At 66.4% G+C, this 20,619-nt stretch carries 22 protein-coding genes and 1 tRNA gene; 7 read left to right on the top strand and 16 right to left on the bottom strand.

From position 1 onward, the window contains the following. The first annotated feature begins 28 nt into the window (after nucleotides 1-28). From JOD62_RS13045 to JOD62_RS13035, 3 genes are read left to right on the top strand one after another with little or no spacing between them, the layout of a single operon-like run. Nucleotides 29-562, top strand: a complete 534-nt coding sequence (locus JOD62_RS13045; protein ID WP_307818825.1) for a helix-turn-helix domain-containing protein — start codon at nucleotides 29-31, stop codon at nucleotides 560-562. 12 nt (nucleotides 563-574) lie between these two features. Then, nucleotides 575-1,318 carry a phosphotransferase gene (locus JOD62_RS13040; RefSeq protein WP_239526703.1) on the top strand — a complete coding sequence of 248 codons (744 nt, stop codon included), beginning with the start codon at nucleotides 575-577 and terminating at the stop codon, nucleotides 1,316-1,318. A 30-nt stretch (nucleotides 1,319-1,348) separates the two neighbouring features. Then, on the top strand, nucleotides 1,349-1,759 hold the full coding sequence (locus tag JOD62_RS13035) for a DUF3224 domain-containing protein (RefSeq protein ID WP_204939679.1): 411 nt from the start codon (nucleotides 1,349-1,351) through the stop codon (nucleotides 1,757-1,759). A 676-nt stretch (nucleotides 1,760-2,435) separates the two neighbouring features. On the opposite strand, the gene JOD62_RS13030 is transcribed toward JOD62_RS13035, so the two are convergent. Continuing rightward, a tRNA-Pro gene (locus tag JOD62_RS13030) sits at nucleotides 2,436-2,509 on the bottom strand. Between the two features lie 201 nt (nucleotides 2,510-2,710). Here JOD62_RS13030 and JOD62_RS13025 point away from each other — a divergent pair. Genes JOD62_RS13025 through JOD62_RS13010 form a run of 4 tightly spaced genes read left to right on the top strand, consistent with a single transcriptional unit; the run spans nucleotide 2,711 to nucleotide 4,827 of the window. Then, complete coding sequence (locus tag JOD62_RS13025; protein ID WP_204939678.1) at nucleotides 2,711-3,316, top strand: GNAT family N-acetyltransferase; 606 nt, start codon at nucleotides 2,711-2,713, stop codon at nucleotides 3,314-3,316. Then, complete coding sequence (locus JOD62_RS13020) at nucleotides 3,313-3,768, top strand: hypothetical protein (protein ID WP_204939677.1); 456 nt, start codon at nucleotides 3,313-3,315, stop codon at nucleotides 3,766-3,768. The genes JOD62_RS13025 and JOD62_RS13020 overlap by 4 nt, the downstream gene beginning before the upstream one ends. Nucleotides 3,769-3,772: 4 nt before the next feature. After that, nucleotides 3,773-4,435, top strand: a complete 663-nt coding sequence (locus JOD62_RS13015) for a lysoplasmalogenase family protein (protein WP_204939676.1) — start codon at nucleotides 3,773-3,775, stop codon at nucleotides 4,433-4,435. Then, nucleotides 4,432-4,827, top strand: a complete 396-nt coding sequence (locus tag JOD62_RS13010; protein ID WP_204939675.1) for an RNA-binding S4 domain-containing protein — start codon at nucleotides 4,432-4,434, stop codon at nucleotides 4,825-4,827. Before JOD62_RS13015 ends, JOD62_RS13010 begins: the two co-directional genes overlap by 4 nt. Nucleotides 4,828-4,869: 42 nt before the next feature. On the opposite strand, the gene JOD62_RS13005 is transcribed toward JOD62_RS13010, so the two are convergent. The 15 genes from JOD62_RS13005 to JOD62_RS12935 form a co-directional block, all read right to left on the bottom strand. Continuing rightward, a complete protein-coding gene (locus JOD62_RS13005) occupies nucleotides 4,870-5,820 on the bottom strand; it encodes an NUDIX domain-containing protein (RefSeq protein ID WP_204939674.1) in 951 nt (316 codons plus the stop codon). Between the two features lie 99 nt (nucleotides 5,821-5,919). Then, entirely contained in the window at nucleotides 5,920-7,440 is a 1,521-nt protein-coding gene (der, locus tag JOD62_RS13000; protein ID WP_204939673.1) for a ribosome biogenesis GTPase Der, read from the bottom strand. Continuing rightward, on the bottom strand, nucleotides 7,433-8,116 hold the full coding sequence (gene cmk / locus JOD62_RS12995) for a (d)CMP kinase (RefSeq protein ID WP_204939672.1): 684 nt from the start codon (nucleotides 8,114-8,116) through the stop codon (nucleotides 7,433-7,435). The genes der and cmk overlap by 8 nt, the downstream gene beginning before the upstream one ends. Continuing rightward, nucleotides 8,109-9,221, bottom strand: coding sequence for a prephenate dehydrogenase (locus JOD62_RS12990; protein WP_204939671.1), 1,113 nt, complete (start codon nucleotides 9,219-9,221; stop codon nucleotides 8,109-8,111). Before JOD62_RS12990 ends, cmk begins: the two co-directional genes overlap by 8 nt. Beyond that, nucleotides 9,218-10,024: a pseudouridine synthase gene (locus JOD62_RS12985; RefSeq protein WP_204939670.1), complete on the bottom strand. Its 807-nt coding sequence runs from the start codon at nucleotides 10,022-10,024 to the stop codon at nucleotides 9,218-9,220. Before JOD62_RS12985 ends, JOD62_RS12990 begins: the two co-directional genes overlap by 4 nt. Further along, entirely contained in the window at nucleotides 10,021-10,650 is a 630-nt protein-coding gene (gene scpB, locus JOD62_RS12980; protein ID WP_204939669.1) for an SMC-Scp complex subunit ScpB, read from the bottom strand. Before scpB ends, JOD62_RS12985 begins: the two co-directional genes overlap by 4 nt. Continuing rightward, entirely contained in the window at nucleotides 10,640-11,491 is an 852-nt protein-coding gene (locus JOD62_RS12975) for a segregation and condensation protein A (protein ID WP_204939668.1), read from the bottom strand. Before JOD62_RS12975 ends, scpB begins: the two co-directional genes overlap by 11 nt. Further along, nucleotides 11,475-12,344: a ParA family protein gene (locus tag JOD62_RS12970; protein WP_204940212.1), complete on the bottom strand. Its 870-nt coding sequence runs from the start codon at nucleotides 12,342-12,344 to the stop codon at nucleotides 11,475-11,477. The genes JOD62_RS12975 and JOD62_RS12970 overlap by 17 nt, the downstream gene beginning before the upstream one ends. 76 nt (nucleotides 12,345-12,420) lie before the next feature. Then, complete coding sequence (locus JOD62_RS12965) at nucleotides 12,421-13,662, bottom strand: ABC transporter permease (protein ID WP_307818824.1); 1,242 nt, start codon at nucleotides 13,660-13,662, stop codon at nucleotides 12,421-12,423. A 71-nt stretch (nucleotides 13,663-13,733) separates the two neighbouring features. Beyond that, nucleotides 13,734-14,456 carry an ABC transporter ATP-binding protein gene (locus JOD62_RS12960; protein ID WP_204939667.1) on the bottom strand — a complete coding sequence of 241 codons (723 nt, stop codon included), beginning with the start codon at nucleotides 14,454-14,456 and terminating at the stop codon, nucleotides 13,734-13,736. Next, nucleotides 14,453-16,063 carry an efflux RND transporter periplasmic adaptor subunit gene (locus tag JOD62_RS12955; RefSeq protein ID WP_271171546.1) on the bottom strand — a complete coding sequence of 537 codons (1,611 nt, stop codon included), beginning with the start codon at nucleotides 16,061-16,063 and terminating at the stop codon, nucleotides 14,453-14,455. The genes JOD62_RS12960 and JOD62_RS12955 overlap by 4 nt, the downstream gene beginning before the upstream one ends. Nucleotide 16,064: 1 nt before the next feature. Beyond that, a complete protein-coding gene (locus tag JOD62_RS12950; RefSeq protein ID WP_204939666.1) occupies nucleotides 16,065-17,075 on the bottom strand; it encodes a hypothetical protein in 1,011 nt (336 codons plus the stop codon). A gap of 250 nt (nucleotides 17,076-17,325) precedes the next feature. After that, nucleotides 17,326-18,228 carry a site-specific tyrosine recombinase XerD gene (xerD, locus tag JOD62_RS12945; RefSeq protein ID WP_204939665.1) on the bottom strand — a complete coding sequence of 301 codons (903 nt, stop codon included), beginning with the start codon at nucleotides 18,226-18,228 and terminating at the stop codon, nucleotides 17,326-17,328. 1 nt (nucleotide 18,229) lies between these two features. Continuing rightward, nucleotides 18,230-18,805: an NUDIX domain-containing protein gene (locus tag JOD62_RS12940; protein ID WP_204939664.1), complete on the bottom strand. Its 576-nt coding sequence runs from the start codon at nucleotides 18,803-18,805 to the stop codon at nucleotides 18,230-18,232. Nucleotide 18,806: 1 nt separating this feature from the next. Continuing rightward, entirely contained in the window at nucleotides 18,807-20,501 is a 1,695-nt protein-coding gene (locus tag JOD62_RS12935) for a CTP synthase (RefSeq protein ID WP_271171545.1), read from the bottom strand. Nucleotides 20,502-20,619: the final 118 nt, after the last annotated feature.

Below are 20,619 nucleotides of genomic sequence, written 5' to 3'. Positions count from 1 at the left end.
CATGATGAGAATGGTTGGGAGAACACTCGTGGCTGAAGAGCAGCAGATCGCTGACATCGTCCTCCATCCGGTGCGCATGAAGATCATTCAGCAACTCGGGGGCCGCAGCATGACGACGACTCAGCTGCGTGAAGCGCTGCCCGAGGTCAAACAGGCCACCCTGTACCGGCACGTCGCGGCGCTGCTCGAGGCCGACATCCTGGCTGTCATCGAGGAACGACATGTCCGCGGCGCCACAGAGCGCACGCTCGCACTGGGCGACCGAATGGCGCACGTGGGCCACGGCGAGTTGCAAGCGATGGATGCAGTACAACTGCGCTCGGCGTTCACGATGTTCCTCAGCGGACTCTCGAACGACTTCGAGCGACTGCTCGACGATGACCGCACGGATCTGCGGGGCTCTCTGGGGTTCGCCCGCGCGGTACTCCACCTCGACACTCAGGACCTGGAGAAACTGCAGACTGAACTCATGGACGTGCTCACGCCCTATCTGGAGAAGCGCAAGGAAGGGCAGCGCCGGATAGCGTTCGCGACCGTGCTCATCCCCGAGACCGACGACTAGAAGAGGAAACTCATGAACGACATGCAGCAGGCGATGTCCGGCGGAAACATGAACACCGTCGTACGAGACGGCGACACGGTCCGTCGCGTGGGCGGGCCGTGGACACCGACCGTGCACCGCTACCTGCGCTACCTCAAACGCGGAGGAATCGACTGGGCGCCGGAGCCGATCGGGTTCGATGGAACGCACGAGACCCTGAGCTTCATCGACGCTTTCGTTCCCGCCTATCCGCTGCCGAACTGGGTTTGGACGGATGCCGCGCTCGAGCAGGGTGCGCGGATGCTGCGCCAGCTGCACGATGCATCCATCGGCTTCCCGCTCGATGAGAGCACCTGGCAGTCGGCGACCAAGGTGCCCGTGGAGGTCATCTGCCACAACGATTTCTCCCCGCACAATCTCGCGTTCGACGACGGCACGATCGTCGGTGCGATCGACTTCGACATGTGCTCGCCCGGCCCGCGAATCTGGGACATCGCCTATTTCGCCACGCGCATGGTTCCACTCACGGGCGAACCGCCGGTCGGGGCGCCGACCGGGCGCGACGTGTCACGACGCATCCAGTTACTGATAGACGCTTACGGGCCGGATGCCGGGAGCATCCCTCTCACCGTCGACGCCGTCGTTCAGGTGGCGATCCGCCGGCTCTACCAGCTTGCCGACTTCTCACGCGCGAAAGCCGACGAACTGAGCAAGCCTGAGCTGCGCGACGAAGCCGACGAGTACGACCGTGACGCCGCGTTCCTGCTTCGGGCGTGACTATAGAGTTCAGAGAATCAAAGGAGCAACATGCAAGCCTCAGGGACCTTCACTGTAGAAGCGTTCTCCCCCGTCGACCCGCACATGGATACCGGGCCGGTGACTGCCACCTCCGTGGCGGTAGTGAGAATGGAGAAGCAGTTCACGGGAGATGTCGCCGGACGCTCGGTGACGGTATTCACGTACGCTCTTGACGCGGCCACCGACGTCGGCGGGTATGTCGCAATGGAGTCTTTCGAAGGCGTGCTCGGCGGCCGGTCGGGTACGTTCAATTTCTCACATTCGGCAACGACGGTCGGAGATGTCCGGAGTGACGAGTCGTTGGTCATTATCCCCTCGAGCGGCACTGGGGAGTTGACAGGAATCTCGGGCGGAGGCGGAATCGCAGTCGACGCGGATGGGACGCACCGCATTTGGTTCGACTATAAGCTCCCCGCCTGAGCGGATCCGGACGGTAGTTGAGCAAAGCTGGTGCTCACGCCGAACGCAGAGACCCCGTGTCGTCAGGAGTTGTGCCCGATCGGTGAGAACCTGACCTTCTCGGCCGGGATACCATGGGCATGAGCATCAATGTTCCCATCAGGATTCTGGGAAGCAGTGCACCCTTCGTCCCCAAACAGCTTTGCAAAGCTGTTCCGGAACGCTGGGGCTGAAGCCGCAAGGCATACCGCGGAGAGGTCCCTAAAGCGCGGAAAAAGGTCCAGGAGACAAGCGACTTCCCCGGCCCGCACTGAATCTGCCTGACTTTCGTTCCGTTCTCGACGTGTACTGAGTTCGGGCCATAAGTTCATCGAGACTACCCGCGGCTACCTCCACCCCGACACCAGGCACCTCACCGACGCCGCCGCACGCGCCAACGCGTTCCTCGACGGAAACGAGAACCACGACCGCGACAGCCCCGTCATATCCAGCCGAACGACAGCACCTCGGCGATGAAAGAGGCTGCCGATCGCGACCCAAAACGGACTGTAGGTCCCGGCTCGTCACAACGGCCGCAATCGAAGCGTCCCGGATGGCATCAGTGTCCGCGGTCGGATGCTTCCATAAACCCTTCCGAAAAAGACAACAGAAACGACGAAGCCCAGGTGAGAAGCTTGCTCTCACCTGGGCTTTTCTGTCGGGATGACAGGATTTGAACCTGCGACCCCTTGACCCCCAGTCAAGTGCGCTACCAAGCTGCGCCACATCCCGTTGTTCTATTTTCGTGCCGTACCGAGTCGTTACCGCACTTGACCCCCAGTCAAGTGCGCTACCAAGCTGCGCCACAGCCCGCCACCTGAGCGTTTCCGTTCAGGCAACTCCCCCATCCTAGCCGCACTCTGAGCCGCGCGCGAACCGAGCACCCCGGGCGCGTCTGTTGCCGATGTCGAATGCTGCGCGTAGCGTTCCGGCATGGTCACGATCACGACGAAACCTGCGACGACCGAGCGCTGGGCCGACGTGCAGCACGCGCTCACGGGTGGCGGCGACGGCGCCTCCTGTCAGTGCGCGTGGCTGACGCTCCGCGCCAAGGATTGGAACAACACCACCAAGGACGAACGCACCGCGCTGCTGCACGACGAGATCGCCGCAGGCCCACCTCCGGGGCTCATCGCCTATGTCGACGGCGAGGCCGCGGGGTGGGTTCGTGTCGGTCCGCGCACGAGTCAAGCGCGCCTCGCGCACACTCGCGCAATCGCATCCGCTACCGCCGAGCCTCTCGACGATGACGCCGTCTGGGCCATCACCTGCTTCGTGGTGCGCCGTGAACACCGTGGGCAGGGCATCACCGCAAAGCTCATGCACGACGCCGTCGCCTTTGCACAAGACGCAGGCGCTCGGCTGATCGAGGGCTACCCCGTCGACACCACCACCGGCACACACGCCTCGAACAACCTCTTCCACGGCACACTGAGCACGTTCCGCGCGGCTGGTTTCGAGCAGCGCGCCGCGCTCAAGCCAGGCCGCCCGCTCGTTGCTCTCGAACTCACCCCAGCTGCCGCTAACGTGGCGGTATGAGCGACGCTTCTCCTGTCATCGACGACCCCCAGCTCGGCACGTTCACACGCGCGACGTCCGAGCTCACTGACGGGACCGTCCTCACCCACGACTGGTACACGCACACCTACGTGACCGACGCCGGCGAGATCGAGCTCATGCTCGAAGGAACCGAGCCGGATGCTGCGCGCGCACTCCTCCCCCGGATCCACGCCACCGTCGACGGACTCGACGAGCTGGTCCGCACGGCGACCGATGCCATCGTCACGCGATTCAGCACGGGCGAGCCGCCGGCGCACGAACTCGACGAGGCCGCTGACGACCTCGCCCTCGAAGCGATCGAAGCCACCGCAGAAGGCATCGTCGTACTGCACTTCGTCGATTCCTGCGGCGAACACTTCCCGGAAGGGTACTGGCCCGCCGCGCACGTCGACGACACGGGCGCCGTCATCGACGTCACCGTGGAGTCCTGAACGAATGCCGACACGCGCTCGGATCCCCGCATTCGCCTGGGCCTTCATCCCCTTCATCGTCGCGTCCGTCTTCCACGTGATCGCCCTCGGCCTGGAGAGCCCTCTCGCCGGTCCCAGCAAACTCGTGCTGATGCCGCTCCTCGCCGTCCCTGCCCTCTTCACCATGCGACAGATACGCCCCTCCGCGGCAGTGCTCCTGCTGATCGCTCTGCTCTTCTCCTGGCTGGGTGACGGCGCAGGTGCTTTCTTCCCCGGAGGCCCCACTCTCCCGCTGATGTTGCTGTTCTTCGGACTCGCGCACATCGCGTACATCGTGCTTTTCGCCCGCCATCTCGTGCGACGAAAGGTGCCGTGGTGGGCCCTCGTCTACGCCGTGTGGTGGATCGGAATGATCGCCTTCCTCGGCCCGCACACCGGCCCGCTCTTCTTCGGCGTCGCCGGCTACGGCATCGTCCTCGCGGGCACCGCCATCTTCGCCGCGCGCTGCACCCCGCTCATCGCGACAGGCGGCGCCTTCTTCCTCGCGAGCGACACGATCCTCGCCTTCCGACTGTTCCTGCCCGGAATGCCCGACTGGACCAGCCCCGCCGTCATGTTCACCTACACGCTCGGCCAGGGACTGATCATCGCGGGTGCTCTGCTCGCGCTGCGAAAGAAGCAGCGATGACGGATGCGACGGCGCGCACCTCTGCGCGCATCGACAGCTGGCTGTGGGCCGTGCGCATCTACAAGACGCGCTCCGCCGCGACGACCGCCTGTCGCGCAGGACATGTGCGCCTCAACGGCGAGAAGGTCAAAGCCGCGCAGTCCGTGAAGATCGGCGACGAGCTGCGGATCCGCATCGCCGGGTTCGATCGGCACCTGATCGTCCGACAGATCCTAGTGAAGCGCGTCGGCGCACCGCTGGCCGCCGCGGCCTACGACGACCGCACGCCGCCGCGCGAACCTCAAGCAGCATTGGGAGTCCGCGACCGCGGTGCCGGACGCCCCACCAAGCGCGAACGTCGCGACATCGACAAACTGCGCGGGCGCGCCAGCGACCCCGACCCCTTCGACTGAGACCTGAGACCGCACGCCTCACGGCGAGACACGTCGTCCTGCTCAGTCACCCAGCTGCGCGAGCAACCATCCCGCGGGGAGCGCCTGCGCTCCGGCATCCACAACACGCGCGGCAAGCTCCCGATCACTCGTCACCACGACAACGTCGCGTTCGCGTTCGACAAGTGCCCGCGCCTCGCGGACAATCGCGTCGTCACCGGACCCCGAGGCCGCCACGATCCGCAGCGACGTCTCATCCGCGGCATCCGCTCGCTCCTCCGCGATCGCGCGCGCCTGCCCTTCGACGACGAGAACCGTCTCCGGATACCACCGCACGTGCGCGTCCGTTCCACCCCAGACCGGCTGCGCGGCCTCCGGAACAAACCCGAATCCGCGGTCGTCCAACGCGCCGAGGATCCGGCCGTACAGGCGTTCTGCCGCTCCGGCACTGTCATTCCACCATCCGTCCGGCACGGATCCGACGACGTTGGCCGCATCGATCACAAGCGCCGGGCGAACCTCCAGAAGCGCGCGCAGCGAGGGCCAGCTCGCCGCGAACCCCGGATGCAGCGGCAGCGCATCCACGGCATCAAGCGGAACCCACTCCAGCGCCACGCTCTCCGGATCGCTGATCACCGGATCGAAGGGCGTGCGCACATCCGCAACAACCGTCGCGTACGACCAGTACCCGAGATCGAGAACACTCTCCAGTCGAGGAACGACCGCACCGTCCGGCACGCCTGCTTCCTCCTGCGATTCGCGGAGCGCACCGTCCAGGGCACTCTCGCCCTCGTGCCTCGCCCCACCGGGCAGCGCCCAGGTGCCACCGAAGTGACTCCAGCTCACCCGGTGCTGCAGCAGCACTCCCCGCTCCGGATCGACCGCCAGAAGCCCCGCAGCGCCGTACCGCCCCCAGTACCGCTCCCCCGTGGGCGCGATCACCCACGCGTCGCCGCTGTCGCGCGGGCCATCCGGACGCCGCGGTTCACCAGGAGCAGGGGGAAGAATCGTCACCCCTTCAGCTTTTCACACCCCACGCCAGCGCAGGACGCGGGGAGAAACGAGAAGAGAGCCGCGGCAGACGCCACGGCTCTCTTCTTCATGCATCGGATGCTAGCGCTGACGCTTCTCGCGCACGCGCATGTTGATGACGATCGGGGTTCCCTCGAAGTCGTAGATCTCACGCAGACGACGCTGGATGAAGCGACGGTAGCCCGGGTCAAGGAATCCGGTCGTGAACAGCACGAATGTCGGCGGGCGGGTCGAGGCCTGCGTGCCGAACAGGATGCGCGGCTGCTTGCCACCACGCAGCGGGTGCGGGTGCGCGGCGACGAGCTCGGTGAGGAAGGCGTTGAACTTGCCCGTCGGGATACGACGGTCCCAGTTCTCCAGAGCCGTCTCGAGCGCCGGGACCAGCTTGTCGAGGTGACGACCGGTCTTGGCCGAGATGTTCACGCGCGGTGCCCACGCGACGTGCGCGAGGTCCTGCTCGATCTCGCGCTCCAGGTACTTGCGGCGATCGATGTTCTCGTACTCGGGGGTGTTCAGCATGTCCCACTTGTTGTACGCGATCACGAGCGCACGGCCGGACTCCAGCACGAGGTCGATGATGTTGAGGTCCTGCACACTGATCGGCTGGGTCACGTCGATCACGACGACCGCGACTTCCGACTTCTCCAGCGCGGCCGAGGTGCGCAGCGAGGCGTAGAAGTCCGCACCCTGCTGCAGGTGCACACGGCGACGGATGCCGGCCGTGTCGACGAAACGCCACATCTTGCCACCGAGCTCGACGATCTCGTCGACCGGGTCGCGGGTTGTGCCGGCGAGGTCGTTGACGACCACACGCTCTTCGCCTGCAGCCTTGTTCAGCAGCGAGGACTTGCCGACGTTCGGGCGTCCGAGGATCGCCACGCGACGCGGGCCGCCGATCTCCTGCTTCGCGACGGCCGAGACCTCGGGGAGCTTCTTCAGGATCTCGTCCAGCAGATCCGCAACGCCACGGCCGTGGATGGCCGAGATCGGGTGCGGCTCGCCGAGTCCGAGGTTCCAGAGAGCTGCGGCCTCCGGCTCGTGGCGCGGGTCATCGACCTTGTTGGCGACGAGGAAGACGGGCTTGCCGCTCTTGCGCAGCAGTCGAACGACGTGCTCGTCGGTCGAGGTGGCACCGACCATCGCGTCGACGACGAACAGCACGACATCCGAAAGATCGATCGCGACCTCGGCCTGCGCCGCCACAGAGCGGTCGATGCCCTTGGCGTCGGGCTCCCAGCCACCGGTGTCGACGAGGGAGAAACGTCGATCGTTCCACTCCGCCTTGTACGTGACGCGGTCACGGGTGACACCGGGTGTGTCTTCCACGACGGCCTCGCGGCGGCCGAGAATGCGGTTCACGAGCGCGGACTTGCCGACGTTCGGGCGTCCCACGATCGCGACGACCGGCAGCGCCGGGTAGTACTGAATGCCGTCTTCACCCTCGACGAGGCCGGCGAGCAGCTCGGCATCCTCTTCGTCCAGGTCGTAGTCGGACAGGCCGGCGCGCAGGGTCTCTGCGCGGGCGTCGATGAGTTCGGGGTCGAGCTCATCCAGCTTCTCTGCGAGGTTGTCGTCCCCGCCGTGGTACTCGTCGTCAGCCATGATTCGCTCCTTGGCGTTGTGCGATCACCGTGAGGACGGCGTCGATGGTCTGGGCGAAGTCGAGGTCGGTCGAATCGACCACCTCGACTCCGGGTGCCGCGGTGAGAAAGTCCACCACGGTGCTGTCGGAGGCGTCGCGCTTGTGCAGCGCAGCGGCCACAGCGGCCGCATTCTCTCCGACGAGTTCATTGGCTCGGCGCGCGGCGCGCACCTCGGGTGCCGCCGTCAGCAGAATGCGCACAGGCGCATCCGGTGCGACGACGGTGGTGATGTCGCGTCCTTCGACCACGACCGCGGGCTGAGAGGCCCTGGCGACCATATCGCGGAACAGCTCGTTGACCGCGGCACGCACCTCGGGCACGCGCGCGACGCCGCTGACGGCGGACGAGACACGAGGCTCGCGAATCTCTTCGGTGACGTCATGCTCTCCGACACGCACGGTGCGGTCGTCGGGGTCAAGACCGAGGCGGAGGTCGAAATCGGATGCTGCGGCGCGCACAGCATCCGCGTCCGCCGTGTCTGCACCTGTGTTGAGCACGTGCCAGGCGAGCGCGCGATACGCCGCGCCCGTATCGAGGTAGCCGTAGCCGAGCTGGCGCGCCACCGCCTTGGACACACTGGACTTGCCGCTGCCGGCGGGGCCGTCGATCGCGACGATGAAGGGGGTGTCAGTCATTGGTCATGCTCGCAATCCGCCATCCGCGCTCTTCAAGTCCATCGATCGCACCGCGCAGCGCTGCAGGCTCGACGCTGATCTCTGCCAGGCCGAACTGCGCACCCGGCGAGTGCTCCAGACGCAGGTCTTCGACGTTCACGCCGAGTTCGCCGAGCTCTCCGAAGAGACGCCCGAGCTGACCGGCGGTGTCGTCCACCATCACGACGAGCTGTTCGAAGCGACGGTTCTGGCCGTGCTTGCCCGGCAGACGCTCCACGCCCTCGTTGCCGAGGCGGATCGCGTCCGCGACCGTCCGACGGGCACCCGGAGCATCCGGAGCCCGCAGGGCGTCAGAGACGCGAGTGAGGTCGGCGGCAAGCGCATCGAGGACGGCGACGACGGGAGCGGCGTTGGCGCCGAGGATCTGCACCCACAGGGCCGGATCAGATGCGGCGATGCGCGTCGTGTCGCGCACGCCCTGCCCGGCAAGGCCCAGCGAACCTTCCTTGGCGTCGACGAAGCGCGCAGCCAGAAGGCTCGCGACGACCTGCGGCACGTGCGAGGTCAGCGCGACCGAACGGTCGTGTTCCTCGGGGGTCATCTCGAGCGGCATCGCGCCCACATCGAGAGCGAGATCTTCAACGAGCGCGAGGTCTGCGGCTCTGGTCTCGCCATCACGGCAGACCACCCAGGGCCGTCCGATGAAGATGTCGGCACGCGCCGAGATGGCTCCGCCGCGCTCACGTCCGGCGAGCGGGTGCGAGCCGATGTAGCGGGTGAGGTCGACGCCGCGGGAGCGCAACGCGTTCAGCGGCTCGAGCTTCACACTGGCGACATCCGTCACGACGGCGTCCGGGAAACGACGAAGCTCCGCCTCGATGACGTCTGCCGTGACGTCCGGCGGCACGGCCACCACGATCAGTGCGGGGCGGTCGTCCTCGCGCGCGGCGCGGCCTGCACCATAGTCGATGGCGAGACGCAGCTGTGCAGGAGACGTGTCCGAGAGGACGACATCGACACCCTTCGCGGAGAGGGCATGGCCGATGCTCGCGCCGAGAAGCCCCGCGCCGACGATGCGCACGGTCCCCGAAAGACGCGCAGCAATCGCACTGTCGGTATCTGTCACTGTGTCTCCTGCGGCTCCTCCGGCAGCGCCTCCGCGGGAGTACCGGCATCCTGGCGCGCAAGAGTCAGCAGCGCACCACGTTCGATTTTACTCAGTTCTCGTGCGCGGCCCGCCGGGAGGGTTCCCAGGTGCAGCGGACCGAACTGGCGACGCACCAGCTCCGTCACCGGGTGTCCCACCGCGGCCAGCATCCGCCGAACAATCCTGTTGCGCCCCGAGTGCAGCGTGAGCTCCACGAGACTCGATCCATCACGACCCGCCTTCGACACGTCCAGCAGGCGCGCCTTGTCGGCCGCGATCGGCCCGTCCTCCAGCTCGATGCCGGCCGTGAGCTTCGCGATCGTCTGCGGCGTCACCACGCCCTCGACCTTCGCGATGTACACCTTCGTCACCCCGAACGAGGGGTGAGCGAGCACATGGGCGAGGTCGCCGTCGTTCGTGAGGATGAGCAGCCCGCTCGTCTCCGCATCCAGGCGACCGACGTTGTACAGACGCTCCGGCCAGTCCTTCGTGAAACGGCGAAGATCCGGACGACCGTTCTCGTCCTTCATCGTGCTGACGACGCCGGTCGGCTTGTTGAGCATGACGTAGCGCTTGGAGACATCCAGCTGGATGGCGACGCCGTCGACGTCGACCAGATCGTTCTCCGGATCGATCCGTCGCCCGAGCTCCGTCACAACGGTGCCATTGACGCGGATGCGCCCCTCAACGATGTAGTTCTCGATCACGCGCCGCGAGGCGACTCCCGCATTGGCGAGCACCTTCTGCAGGCGAACGCCCTCGGTTGTCTCTTCCGACGTCATGATGTGGTCCTTTCGGTGAAGCCATCCGCCCCGTCATCGAGCAGGGGCGAGATCGGCGGCAGCTCGTCGAGCGAGTTGATGCCGAGATTCTGCAGCAGCGCATCGGTGGTGCCGTAGTTGATCGCGCCGGTCTCCGAGTCCGCGAAGAGTTCGGTGATGAGCCCCCGCGCCACGAGCGTGCGCACGACCGAGTCGACGTTGACCGCACGGATCGATGCCACCTGGCTGCGCGTCACCGGCTGTTTGTAGGCGATCACGGCGAGGGTCTCCAGCGCTGCCTGCGAGAGCCGGGTGGGCGCCTGCCCACCCACATAATCCGCCACGAGGTCGTCATAGTCCTCGCGCACGTAGAGACGCCAGCCGCCGCCCACCTCGCGCAGCTCGAAACCACGTCGGGGGCCCGCGCCCCGGCCGTCGTAGTCATCGACGAGGGTGCGAAGCGCCTGACGGACGTCCGCAACCGGAGCGCTCACGGCCGCCGCCAACGAGACCACACTGTGCGGCTCGTCGATGATGAGCAGGATCGCCTCCAGTCGCTCGGTGAGCGGAAGGGCGGATGCCGGCGACGGCACCTCCTCCGAGGTCACCACCGTGTCATCCGTCGTCGTTGCAGTGCTATCTGTCATAGTCGGCTCCCAGAGTGGCCAGCTGATCATCCGACCAGTTGTCAGACGACCAGCGCAGGGTCAGCTCCCCCAACGGTTCGAGCTGCTCGAAAGAGAGGGCGGCGTGGCGGTAGAGCTCCAGCACCGAGAGAAATCGGGCCACGACGATGCCTGGCTCACTGATGCCCGCGACAAGCTCACGGAACGTCAGCGCATCGGCGCTGCGGAGCAGGGTGACGACGATCGCCGCCTGCTCCCGGATGCTCACGAGCGGCGCATGCAGGTGGTCGAGTCCGACATGCGGAATCGCCTTCGGCGTGAAGGCCAGCAGCGCGAGCGCGGCGAAGTCATTGACGTTGAGACTCCACACGAGCTCCGGGACCTGCTGACGGTATTTCTCATCGAGGCGCACGGCGCGGGCATGACGGCGGTCTTCATACTGCAGACTGCGCGAGAACCAGGCGGAGACCTCCTTGAAGGCCCGGTACTGCAGGAGCCGCGCGAACAGCAGATCGCGTGCTTCGAGGAGCGCGACAGCCTCCGCATCCACGAGCTCGCCCTGCGGGAGAAGACCCGCGACCTTCATGTCGAGAAGGGTCGCCGCGACGACGAGGAACTCGGATGCCTCGTCAAGCTCCTCGTCCGGGCCGAGCTCGCGCAGATACGCGATGAACTCATCCGTGACGCGGCTCAACGACACTTCGGTGATGTCCATCTCGTGCTTCGAGATGAGATTCAACAACAGGTCGAAAGGGCCATCGAAGTTCGAGAGCGAGACGCGGAAACCCGCCTCGACGGGAACAGCGGGCTCGTCAGAAGGTGCGTTGTCGGGCGCGAGGCGCTCGTCAGGCGACGGCGCCACGGGCGACCAGCTCCCGCGCAAGTCGCAGGTAGGCCTGCGCTGCGGCGTGCTCCGGCGCGAACTCGGTGATCGGGACGCCGGCCACGGACGCGTCCGGGAACTTCACCGTGCGACCGATGACCGTCTCGAGCACATCCTCGCCGAACGCTTCCACGACGCGCTCCAGCACCTCGCGCGAGTGCAGCGTGCGCGGGTCGTACATCGTGGCGACGAGTCCGTCGAGCTGGATCGAGGGGTTCAGGCGATCGCGCACCTTGTCGATCGTCTCGATCAGCAGCGCCACACCGCGCAGCGCGAAGAACTCGCACTCCAGCGGAATCAGAACGCCATGCGCAGCCGTCAGCGCGTTCACGGTCAGAAGGCCGAGCGAGGGCTGGCAGTCAATGAGGATGACGTCGTACTCCCCCGCGACCTGGCGCAGCACGCGCGAGAGGATCGTCTCGCGTGCCACCTCGTTGACCAGGTGCACCTCGGCAGCCGAGAGGTCGATGTTGGCGGGAAGAACGTCCAGCCCTTCGACCGCCGACGGCACGATGACCTCGTGGACGTCGCGCTTGGTGTCCAGGAGCAGGTCGTAGATCGTCGGCACGTCGTGCGTCGGGATGCCGAGGCCGGCCGACAGCGCACCCTGCGGGTCGAAGTCCACAGCCAGCACCTTGCGACCGTACTCGGCGAGCGCTGCCGCAAGGTTGATCGAGGTCGTGGTCTTCCCGACGCCGCCCTTCTGGTTGCACAGCGCGATGATGCGTGCGGGGCCATGGGAGGCCAGAGGTGCCGGGGTCGGGAAGCCCTGGTAGGGACGACCGGTCGGTCCGATCGGAATGTCGCCCTTTGCCGCCTGCTTCGCCACCAGTGCTCCTGTCTGTTCGTGCTTGCTCGATTGTAGCGGCAGGGCACTGCTCCGCAGGATCGGCGCGCGGCCAGCCGGCCTACGCACCTCGCAGCGCGGCGACCGGCTCGATGCGCGCAGCACGACGAGCGGGATACCACCCCGAGCCCCAGCCGACGACCGCACCGAGAACAGCACCGGCTGCCGCCACCCAGGGATCGGTGACCGGCGTCCAGCCCTGCACGAGCGCGACAGCGATGACCGCCAGGACGCCAAGCGCCGATCCGATCAACCCGCCGATGAACCCGATGACGATGGACTCGACCATGAACTGCGTGCCGATCTGTCTGCGGGTTGCGCCGAGCGCGCGTCTCAGGCCGATCTCCCCCACTCGCTCCATGACCGAGAGCAGGGTGACGTTGGCGATGCCGAGCCCACCGGCGAGCAGAGCGATGACGCCGAGGATCAGGAAGACGATGTTCACATCCGCCTGCACGTTCTGGCTCAGATCGCTGGAGGCGGAAGGTGCCCGCGCTTCCAGGCTGTCGGGCGCATCGGGAAGGAGAGCGAGCGCGGACTGCTCAGCAACCTGCGGGCCCGCGCCCACGGCGATCCGGATGCTGAGCTCTTCTGCGGCCTTCAGACCGAAATCGGCGCGGGCCGCACCATTGGAGATGATGACCGCATCGAGCATCTCGCTGCGCCGTTCCATTCCGTCGACGATGCCGATGACGGCGTAGGAGACCCCGCCGATGAAGATCGACGGCTGCGAATCCACACGGTTGATCCCCATGCTCTCCGCTGCGCGTTGTCCGAGCACCGCCACACGGTCGCCACGCTCGTCATGACCCTCGTCGAAGAAGCGCCCTGTGATGAGACCGCCTTCCGCCGTGTCCAGGAGTTCCGGCGACGTCGCGTATAGGGTCGGCGAGGCGACAGCGGCCGCAGAGGGGTCATTGACGGGAACTGCGGTGATCGTCTCCTTCTCCGGAAGCTTCACCGTGCTGATGAGAGCGGAGTTCTCGACACCGGCCAGCAGCGCGACACGAGCCGGAGAATCCCACGGTAGCTGCGCTGTCGCGACGGAAGCTTTGTCCTTGCCTGCGCTCGCGGTGGCGGGCTTGACGACGACCTGCGTCGACGCGGTTCCTGCGAACAGACTGGCGACCTGCATCGCCGCCGTCTGCGCGAATCCGAGCGTCGCCACGAGAGAAGCGATGCCGAGCACCGTTCCGAGCATCGTCATGACGAGTCGTGCGGGCCGCGAGCCGATGTCGGCTGTCGCCTCCGCGACAAGATCCTGGAACGTGAAGCGGTCGGCGTGCGCGATCGCCGGAACCAAGGACGTCCCTGCCGTCGCCAACTTCTCAACGTCCGCCTTCTTCCGCCAGCGAAGGCGGGAAATCCAGCGCTTCACAGCTCTGTCAATCGGCCGTCAGAGATGCGCACGCAGCGACGCGCGCGGCGAGCCACCGCATCGTCGTGCGTGATGATGATCAGCGTCAGCCCGTCGGCGTTCAATTCTTCGAAGAGTGACATGACCTCGCCCGACGTACGCTGATCGAGGTTTCCGGTCGGTTCGTCAGCAAGCAGCAGTTGCGGGCCGCTGACAACGGCACGCGCCACCGCGACGCGCTGCCTCTCGCCGCCCGAGAGCGAGTTCGGTAGGAAGTCCACACGGTGTGAGAGCCCGACTCGAGACAGCGCCTCCCGTGCTCGCGCATCGCGTTCGCGACGGGGAACCCCGCTGTACTGCATCGGCATGAGGACGTTGTCCAGGACGGTTCGGCGCGGCATGAGGTGAAAGGACTGGAAGACGAAGCCGATGAAGCGCGCCCGCACTGCGGCGCGCTCGTCATCGCTCAGGTCGCCCGTGAGCGCGCCGGACAGCCGGTACTCGCCGACGCTCGGACGGTCGAGCAGCCCGAGGATGTTCAGCATCGTCGACTTGCCCGACCCGCTGGGCCCCACGATCGAGAGGTAGTCCCCGGGCGCGACCGTCAGGTTCGCACCTTTCAGCGCCTGCACCTCCGGCGGTCCGGGAAAAGACCGCGTGACATCGCGCAGTTCGACAAGCGGCGTCAGCGCATCATCGAGCACGGCGCGGTCGGCGACCGCGCCCTGAGGCTCACTCATCGCCCGACCACGACCTGTTCGCCCTTTTCCAATGCACCCTCGACAGGGGTCACCTCGACGGCGCCCTTCGCGGCGAGCCCGGTCTTCACTACGACGAGTCGCGTCTTCGCATCCTTGCCTTCACGCGGATCCGACTCGACGACCTCGACACGGGACTCCCCTCCGGGACCCGCGGTAAGCGCGGCAAGCGGGACCGACAGGACGTCACCGTCTGTTGCTCCGACCGCGATCGACACCCGCACGTTGGTGCCCCGCAGCTCCGAGATCTGCTCGGGCGTCAGCGGGTCCGGCTCAAGCAGGACCGTCCAGCGCGCCTTGCTGTCTTTACCCGCGGTGAGTTCGGAGATGACGGCACGATGGCGGGTCCCATCCGGCAGCTCGAAGCTGGCTTCGGATCCGACGGCGAGCAGCCGCGCATCGGCTTCCGCTGCGGACCCCGTCAGCCGCACACTGGCTCCCGACACGGTCATGACGGCGCCCGTGACCTCCGTGCCCCGGCTGACCTTGACGTCATCGACACGGCGCGGAAGCTCCGTGAGGAACAGCACCTCGCCCGCAGGTAGGAACGGCAGCGCCTTCTGCTGCGCCGTCGCGAGCGCCTGTCTCGCCGACTCGACCTGCGAGTAGGCGGCGTCCAGCGCGGCCTGCTCCGCCGAGGTGTTCTTGCCCGCGAGGAGCTGGTCGCGCTCCAGATACGCCGTCTGCAGATCCCATTCAGCTTTCTGCACGCTCGGCGCCTCTGGGACGCCTGCCTTCGCATCCGCCAGTGCCTTCTCCGCCTCGGCGACGCGGACGTCTGCCTGCCAGCTCTCGAGCGCCGTGGGCCCGGAACCGGCCTGCGCCAGCGCGCTCTCCGCCTGAGCAACGCTGCTGTGGGCATTGCTCAGAGTCTCTTCCGCAGCGCGCACACCATCAGCCGTGCCCTCCTCGGAGGCAGGTGCGGAGTAACCGACAGCTGCGTAGAGCTGACCGACCGCACCCGCAGTGGCCTCATCGAAGATGTTGGAGCCGGTGTCGCCGGGGCTGATGCCGACGGCCGCGAGCGCCTGCTTCAACTGCAGGACGTCCGGCCCGGAGACACCCACGCGGAGGGTCCGATAGGCCGGAAGCTCCCCGGGGAGCACGATCACCGGCCGCCCGGAGACCTCCAGCGCCACCGACAGCGGATTCAACGTCGCTCCGACTTCCGGCACTGCGCCGGTGACGATCGACTTTCCGCTGCTCGTGTCGATCTTCACGTCGACGGCATCCGCGTAGCCGACATCCGCCCGCAGTGTCACATCGTTGCTGAGCGGGCCGAACTCGACCGGCACCGTCACAAGACCCGGCTTCGGCGCTTCTGCGGCTGCCGCCGGCGCGATGAGGAAGCGTCCGACGAGCAGACCTGCCACGAGGCTGACGACCGCGCAGAGCGCAACGATCCACAGTGTCTTGTTGCCGCGCAGAACGCGACGCCAGCCAGCCACGCGGGACGTGTCCGCCGCGGGTCCATCCGCCTCGTCCCCTTCGGGAACGGGAAACAGTTCCGTGGCGAGTTCCGTGTCGTCCTGCGTGAGGGGCGCAGTCTCCGACGCCCCGATTCCTCGGGTCTCCTGCTCGTCCTTCACGTCACTTGCTCTGCTCAGCGGCAGCCTTGAAGGCCTCGAGAGCCGCCTTGTTCTCGGCGATGAACTTCTCTTCGAGGTCGAACTGCAACTTGAGTGTGCGCTCGCGGTAGTCCACCTTCGTGCGGCATTCCAGGTCGACGACCGCCAGCTCGAGCTCACGCTCTCCGAGCGCCTTCATCTCCGGGCTCTTCGAAGGGTCTTCGATCGTCGCGGGATCGATGTTCTCGGTTCCGTCGCCGTAGGCCGCTTCGTACAGCTTCCCCTGCTCATCGGAGATCGACATCGAGGCGTCGGCCTGCGCGGTGAAGCCGGGCTCGCCCGCCTCGCTCATGCAGGCGGCCCATTCCGTGTCGATCTTCTTGTACTCGGGCGACTCGGTGGAGTTCGTCCAGAGCTCGTTCATCTTGTCGCGGAGGTCGGCGAACTCGTCGTCGCTCCAGACGTCGGCCCCCATGACCTCGTGCTGAGCTGCGCCCATGCAGCCCGCCTCTTCCCAGTTGTATTCGAAGCTGCCGTCCTCCGCGATCTCGGATTCGTCCGGCTGAGGCCCGTACAGCGTCTCGTAGTATGCGGTCTGCTCGGTCTCGGACAGCGAGGAGACGTAGTCCTGGTTCGGGTCGACGGGCATTTCGGATTCGGGCATGGAGTCCCCGAACGGGTTGTGGACGATGCCGTAGCCGTACTGCTCGACCCACTTCTTATCGTCGGGCTCCCACTCGACGTCGGAACTGGAGACGAAGGAACTCGACGACGTCGACGGCTTGTACTCGAAGCCCTCATCCGACATGCACTTCGCCACGTACTCTTCGACCTTGCGGTTCTGATCCTGCATCTTCTTGTCCTGCTCTTCGGGAGACAGGTCGCCACCCCATGCGGCAGAAAGGTACGTCGAGAGAGGCGAGTCCTCGTAGCTCAACCCCTTGTCTGCGGATGCACCTCCGGCACATCCTGTCAGGGTGAGGGCAAGCGCCGCCGCGCCCGCGAGGGCAGCGAGAGGACCGGTAGAACGCATGTCATATCTCCTTGGTTACGAAGACCCAGACGAGGGTCTCGAAAATGATAAACAGTCCTCACAAATCCGCGCGTCCGCCGATAGGAGGACAAGACGATATTCCCGGCTGAGGCATAGCTTGTGTTGCACAGGACGCTTCCGGGACGCGAAATCGCAATATCTCACACACTAACCGAGCCCACGAACCGGCGCAGGGGGGACATCAGAACCTGTAGAGGGAACCGGCGAAGATCATCCTCCAGGATGATCTCTACCGGGCGCGCGGATGGGACGTGAGGTATGCATCCCGCAGAGCATCGACAGTCACATGCGTGTAGATCTGCGTCGTCGCGACGGATGCGTGTCCCAGCAGTTCCTGCACGACGCGCACGTCGGCACCGCCCTGCAGAAGGTGCGTCGCAAAAGAGTGGCGGAGAGTATGCGGCGAGACATCCACCGAGATCTGCGCCTTCTCCGCCGCATCTCGGAGGATCAGCCATGCGCTCTGCCGCGACAACGGCGCACCCCGCACTCCGAGAAACAGCTTTGCCGATGCGCGACCTCTCGCGGCGAGCTCCGGGCGCACCCTCGTCAGGTACGCGTCGACGGCGGCACGCGCGTAGGAGCCGATCGGCACGATCCGCTCCTTCGCGCCTTTCCCCCGCAACCGCAGGATCTCGCCGTGGGCGAGGTCGTCGACGTCGAGGCTCACAGCCTCCGAGACGCGGGCGCCGGTCGCATAGAGCAGCTCCAGGAGCGCGCGGTCACGGATACCGGAGGCCTCGTCGGGCGACGGCGCCGCGAGGAGCCGCTCGACCTGATCGATTGTGAGGGCCTTCGGGAGCGTCCGACCGAGCTTCGGCGGACGCAGGCGGGCGCTCGGATCATCGGCATCGATGCCCTCACGCACGAGGAAACGGTGCCAGCCGCGAACCGAGGACTGCAGCCGGGCGATGCTGGATGCGGCGGGCATGGGTATCGTCGACGAGCGCTCCGCGATGAACGCGCTGATCGCTGCCGCATCGACCTGCGCCGTGTCACCTATACCGCGTGCCGACAGCCACGCTACGTAGGCGTCGAGATCACGGCGATACGCCGCCAGCGTGTGTGGGGCGAGGCCGCGCTCGATCGTCACATGTCGCAGGTAGCGTTCGAGCGCGCGATCGAGGAGCACGTCACTCCTTCGTTCGCCGCCGCTCGGCAGCGAGCACGCCGAGCGCGAGGATCGCATTGCGCATCCGCCCCGCCATCACCGCATCCGCAGCCTCGGCGAGCGGAACCCAGGCGAGGCGGATGTCTGCCTCTTCGTCCTTACGCGCGTGCACCTGCGGCGCAGGGGCCATCCCCGTCGCGAGGAAGATGTGGATGATTTCGTTGCTGCCTCCGGGGGTCGCGAAGGTCGAGACGAGTGGGGACCAATCCCGAGCGACAAGGTCAGCCTCTTCGGCAAGCTCGCGCTTCGCCGCTTCGACGAGAGGTTCGCCCGCGACGTCGAGGAGACCGGCTGGCAGCTCCCAGTCGCGGTGGCGAATCGGATGGCGGTACTGCTGGATCAGCAGCACCCGCTCGTCATCATCGATCGCGACGACCGCCACCGCGCCGGTGTGGTCGACGTACTGGCGAACCATCTCGCCGTCGCCGTACTGCACATGATCGACACGCACATCCCACACCCGCCCAGCGAAGACGACCTCGCTGGCGAGCACCTCTGGGGCGGAGGGCTCGTCGCGCAGGTCCGCGAACGCCGTCAACTCAGCTCTCGTCGGTGTCGTCGAAAAGCTCGCTGGAACGGTGCCGCTCGATCGCCGCGCCCACGAGTCCACGGAACAGCGGGTGCGGTGCCGTCGGACGCGAGCGCAGCTCCGGGTGCGCCTGCGTCGAGATGTAGAACGGGTGCACGTCGCGCGGAAGCTCCACGTACTCGACGAGGTCGAGGTCGGGGTTGAGACCGGAGAACACGAGACCGGCTTCGGCCAGGCGGTCGCGGTAGGTGTTGTTCACCTCGTAACGGTGACGGTGGCGCTCGAACGACTCCGTGGCACCGTAGACCTCGTTGGCCAGCGAGCCTTCTGCGAGTGCCGCCTTGTACAGGCCCAGGCGCATCGTGCCGCCGAGGTCGCCGCCGTCGAGGATCTCGATCTGCTCCGCCATCGTCGAGATGACGGGTGCGGGCGTCTCAGGGTCGAACTCGGTCGAGGATGCTCCGTCGATGCCGGCGACGTTGCGCGCGTACTCGATCACCATCGCCTGCAGGCCCAGGCAGATGCCGAGCGTGGGGATGCCCTGTTCACGGGCGAACGTGAGCGCACCGAGCTTGCCCTCGATACCGCGCACGCCGAACCCACCGGGGACGAGAATGCCGTCGACGTCACCCAGCGCCTTCGCGGCACCTTCCGGGGTCTCGCACGAATCCGAGGGTACCCAGCGGATCTTCACGTGCACCTCGTGGGCGAACCCTCCGGCGCGCAGCGCTTCCGTGACCGAAAGGTAGGCGTCGGGCAGATCGATGTACTTGCCGACCAGGGCGATCGTGACCTCGAGCTTGGGGTTGTGCACCGCCTGGAGAACCTTCTGCCAGCGGGACCAGTCGACCTCGGCCGCGGAGGTGATCTCGAGCGCGCGCACGATGTACGCGTCGAGACCCTGGTTGTTCAGCATCGTCGGGATGTCGTAGATGCTCGGCACGTCGACGGCGTTCACGACGGCGTCTTCATCCACGTCGCACATGAGCGCGATCTTGCGCTTGTTCGACTCGGTGACAGGACGGTCACTGCGCAGCACGAGAGCGTCGGGCTGGATGCCGATAGAACGCAGCGCGGCGACAGAGTGTTGCGTCGGCTTGGTCTTCTGCTCCCCCGAGGCGCCCATGAATGGCACGAGAGACACGTGCACGAAGAACACGTTCTTGCGTCCGAGCTCGTGGCGGATCTGACGGGCTGCTTCGATGAAGGGCTGCGACTCGATGTCGCCGACCGTGCCGCCGATCTCGGTGATGATGACGTCGGGGCGCGGCTCTTCAGAGGCCTGCAGGCGCATGCGGCGCTTGATCTCATCGGTGATGTGCGGGATCACCTGGACCGTGTCACCGAGGTACTCGCCGCGACGCTCCTTGGCGATGACCTCAGAGTAGATCTGTCCCGTCGTGACATTGGCGGCCTGGCTCAGCTCGATGTCGAGGAAGCGCTCATAGTGGCCGATGTCGAGGTCGGTCTCGGCGCCGTCGTCGGTGACGAAGACCTCACCGTGCTGGAACGGGTTCATCGTTCCCGGATCGACGTTGAGGTACGGGTCGAGCTTCTGCATCACCACGCGCACTCCGCGCGCCGTGAGCAGGTTGCCGAGGCTGGCTGCCGTGAGTCCCTTGCCCAACGAGGAAACGACACCGCCAGTCACGAAAATGTGCTTGGTGATGTCGTTGGATGGCCGCGCGCTAGAAATGTCCGTCACGGGCTTCCATGGTATCAGCAGCGGCTGGTCTCGGCACCGAGGAAACTCGGATGGTCGCGCCCAGCCGCACAAACCCGCGGTGAAAGACTCTGGAAGGGAGGTTCCTCCCCCGCGTGTC

This window comes from Microbacterium keratanolyticum (genome assembly GCF_016907255.1).
Classification (GTDB): Bacteria; Actinomycetota; Actinomycetes; order Actinomycetales; family Microbacteriaceae; genus Microbacterium; species Microbacterium keratanolyticum.
The sequence above is the reverse complement of the archived record's forward strand: the minus strand, read 5'-3'. Positions and strand labels throughout refer to the sequence as shown.

What these genes read in the sequence shown, in the direction of transcription:
- JOD62_RS13040 (WP_239526703.1), top strand. Translation starts at nt 575, where the DNA reads ATGAACGACATGCAGCAGGCGATGTCCGGCGGAAACATGAACACCGTC.
- JOD62_RS13035 (WP_204939679.1), top strand. Translation starts at nt 1,349, where the DNA reads ATGCAAGCCTCAGGGACCTTCACTGTAGAAGCGTTCTCCCCCGTCGAC.
- JOD62_RS13025 (WP_204939678.1), top strand. Translation starts at nt 2,711, where the DNA reads ATGGTCACGATCACGACGAAACCTGCGACGACCGAGCGCTGGGCCGAC.
- JOD62_RS13020 (WP_204939677.1), top strand. Translation starts at nt 3,313, where the DNA reads ATGAGCGACGCTTCTCCTGTCATCGACGACCCCCAGCTCGGCACGTTC.
- JOD62_RS13015 (WP_204939676.1), top strand. Translation starts at nt 3,773, where the DNA reads ATGCCGACACGCGCTCGGATCCCCGCATTCGCCTGGGCCTTCATCCCC.
- JOD62_RS13010 (WP_204939675.1), top strand. Translation starts at nt 4,432, where the DNA reads ATGACGGATGCGACGGCGCGCACCTCTGCGCGCATCGACAGCTGGCTG.
- der (WP_204939673.1), bottom strand. Translation starts at nt 7,440, where the DNA reads ATGGCTGACGACGAGTACCACGGCGGGGACGACAACCTCGCAGAGAAG.
- cmk (WP_204939672.1), bottom strand. Translation starts at nt 8,116, where the DNA reads ATGACTGACACCCCCTTCATCGTCGCGATCGACGGCCCCGCCGGCAGC.
- JOD62_RS12985 (WP_204939670.1), bottom strand. Translation starts at nt 10,024, where the DNA reads ATGACGTCGGAAGAGACAACCGAGGGCGTTCGCCTGCAGAAGGTGCTC.
- scpB (WP_204939669.1), bottom strand. Translation starts at nt 10,650, where the DNA reads ATGACAGATAGCACTGCAACGACGACGGATGACACGGTGGTGACCTCG.
- JOD62_RS12960 (WP_204939667.1), bottom strand. Translation starts at nt 14,456, where the DNA reads ATGAGTGAGCCTCAGGGCGCGGTCGCCGACCGCGCCGTGCTCGATGAT.
- JOD62_RS12950 (WP_204939666.1), bottom strand. Translation starts at nt 17,075, where the DNA reads ATGCGTTCTACCGGTCCTCTCGCTGCCCTCGCGGGCGCGGCGGCGCTT.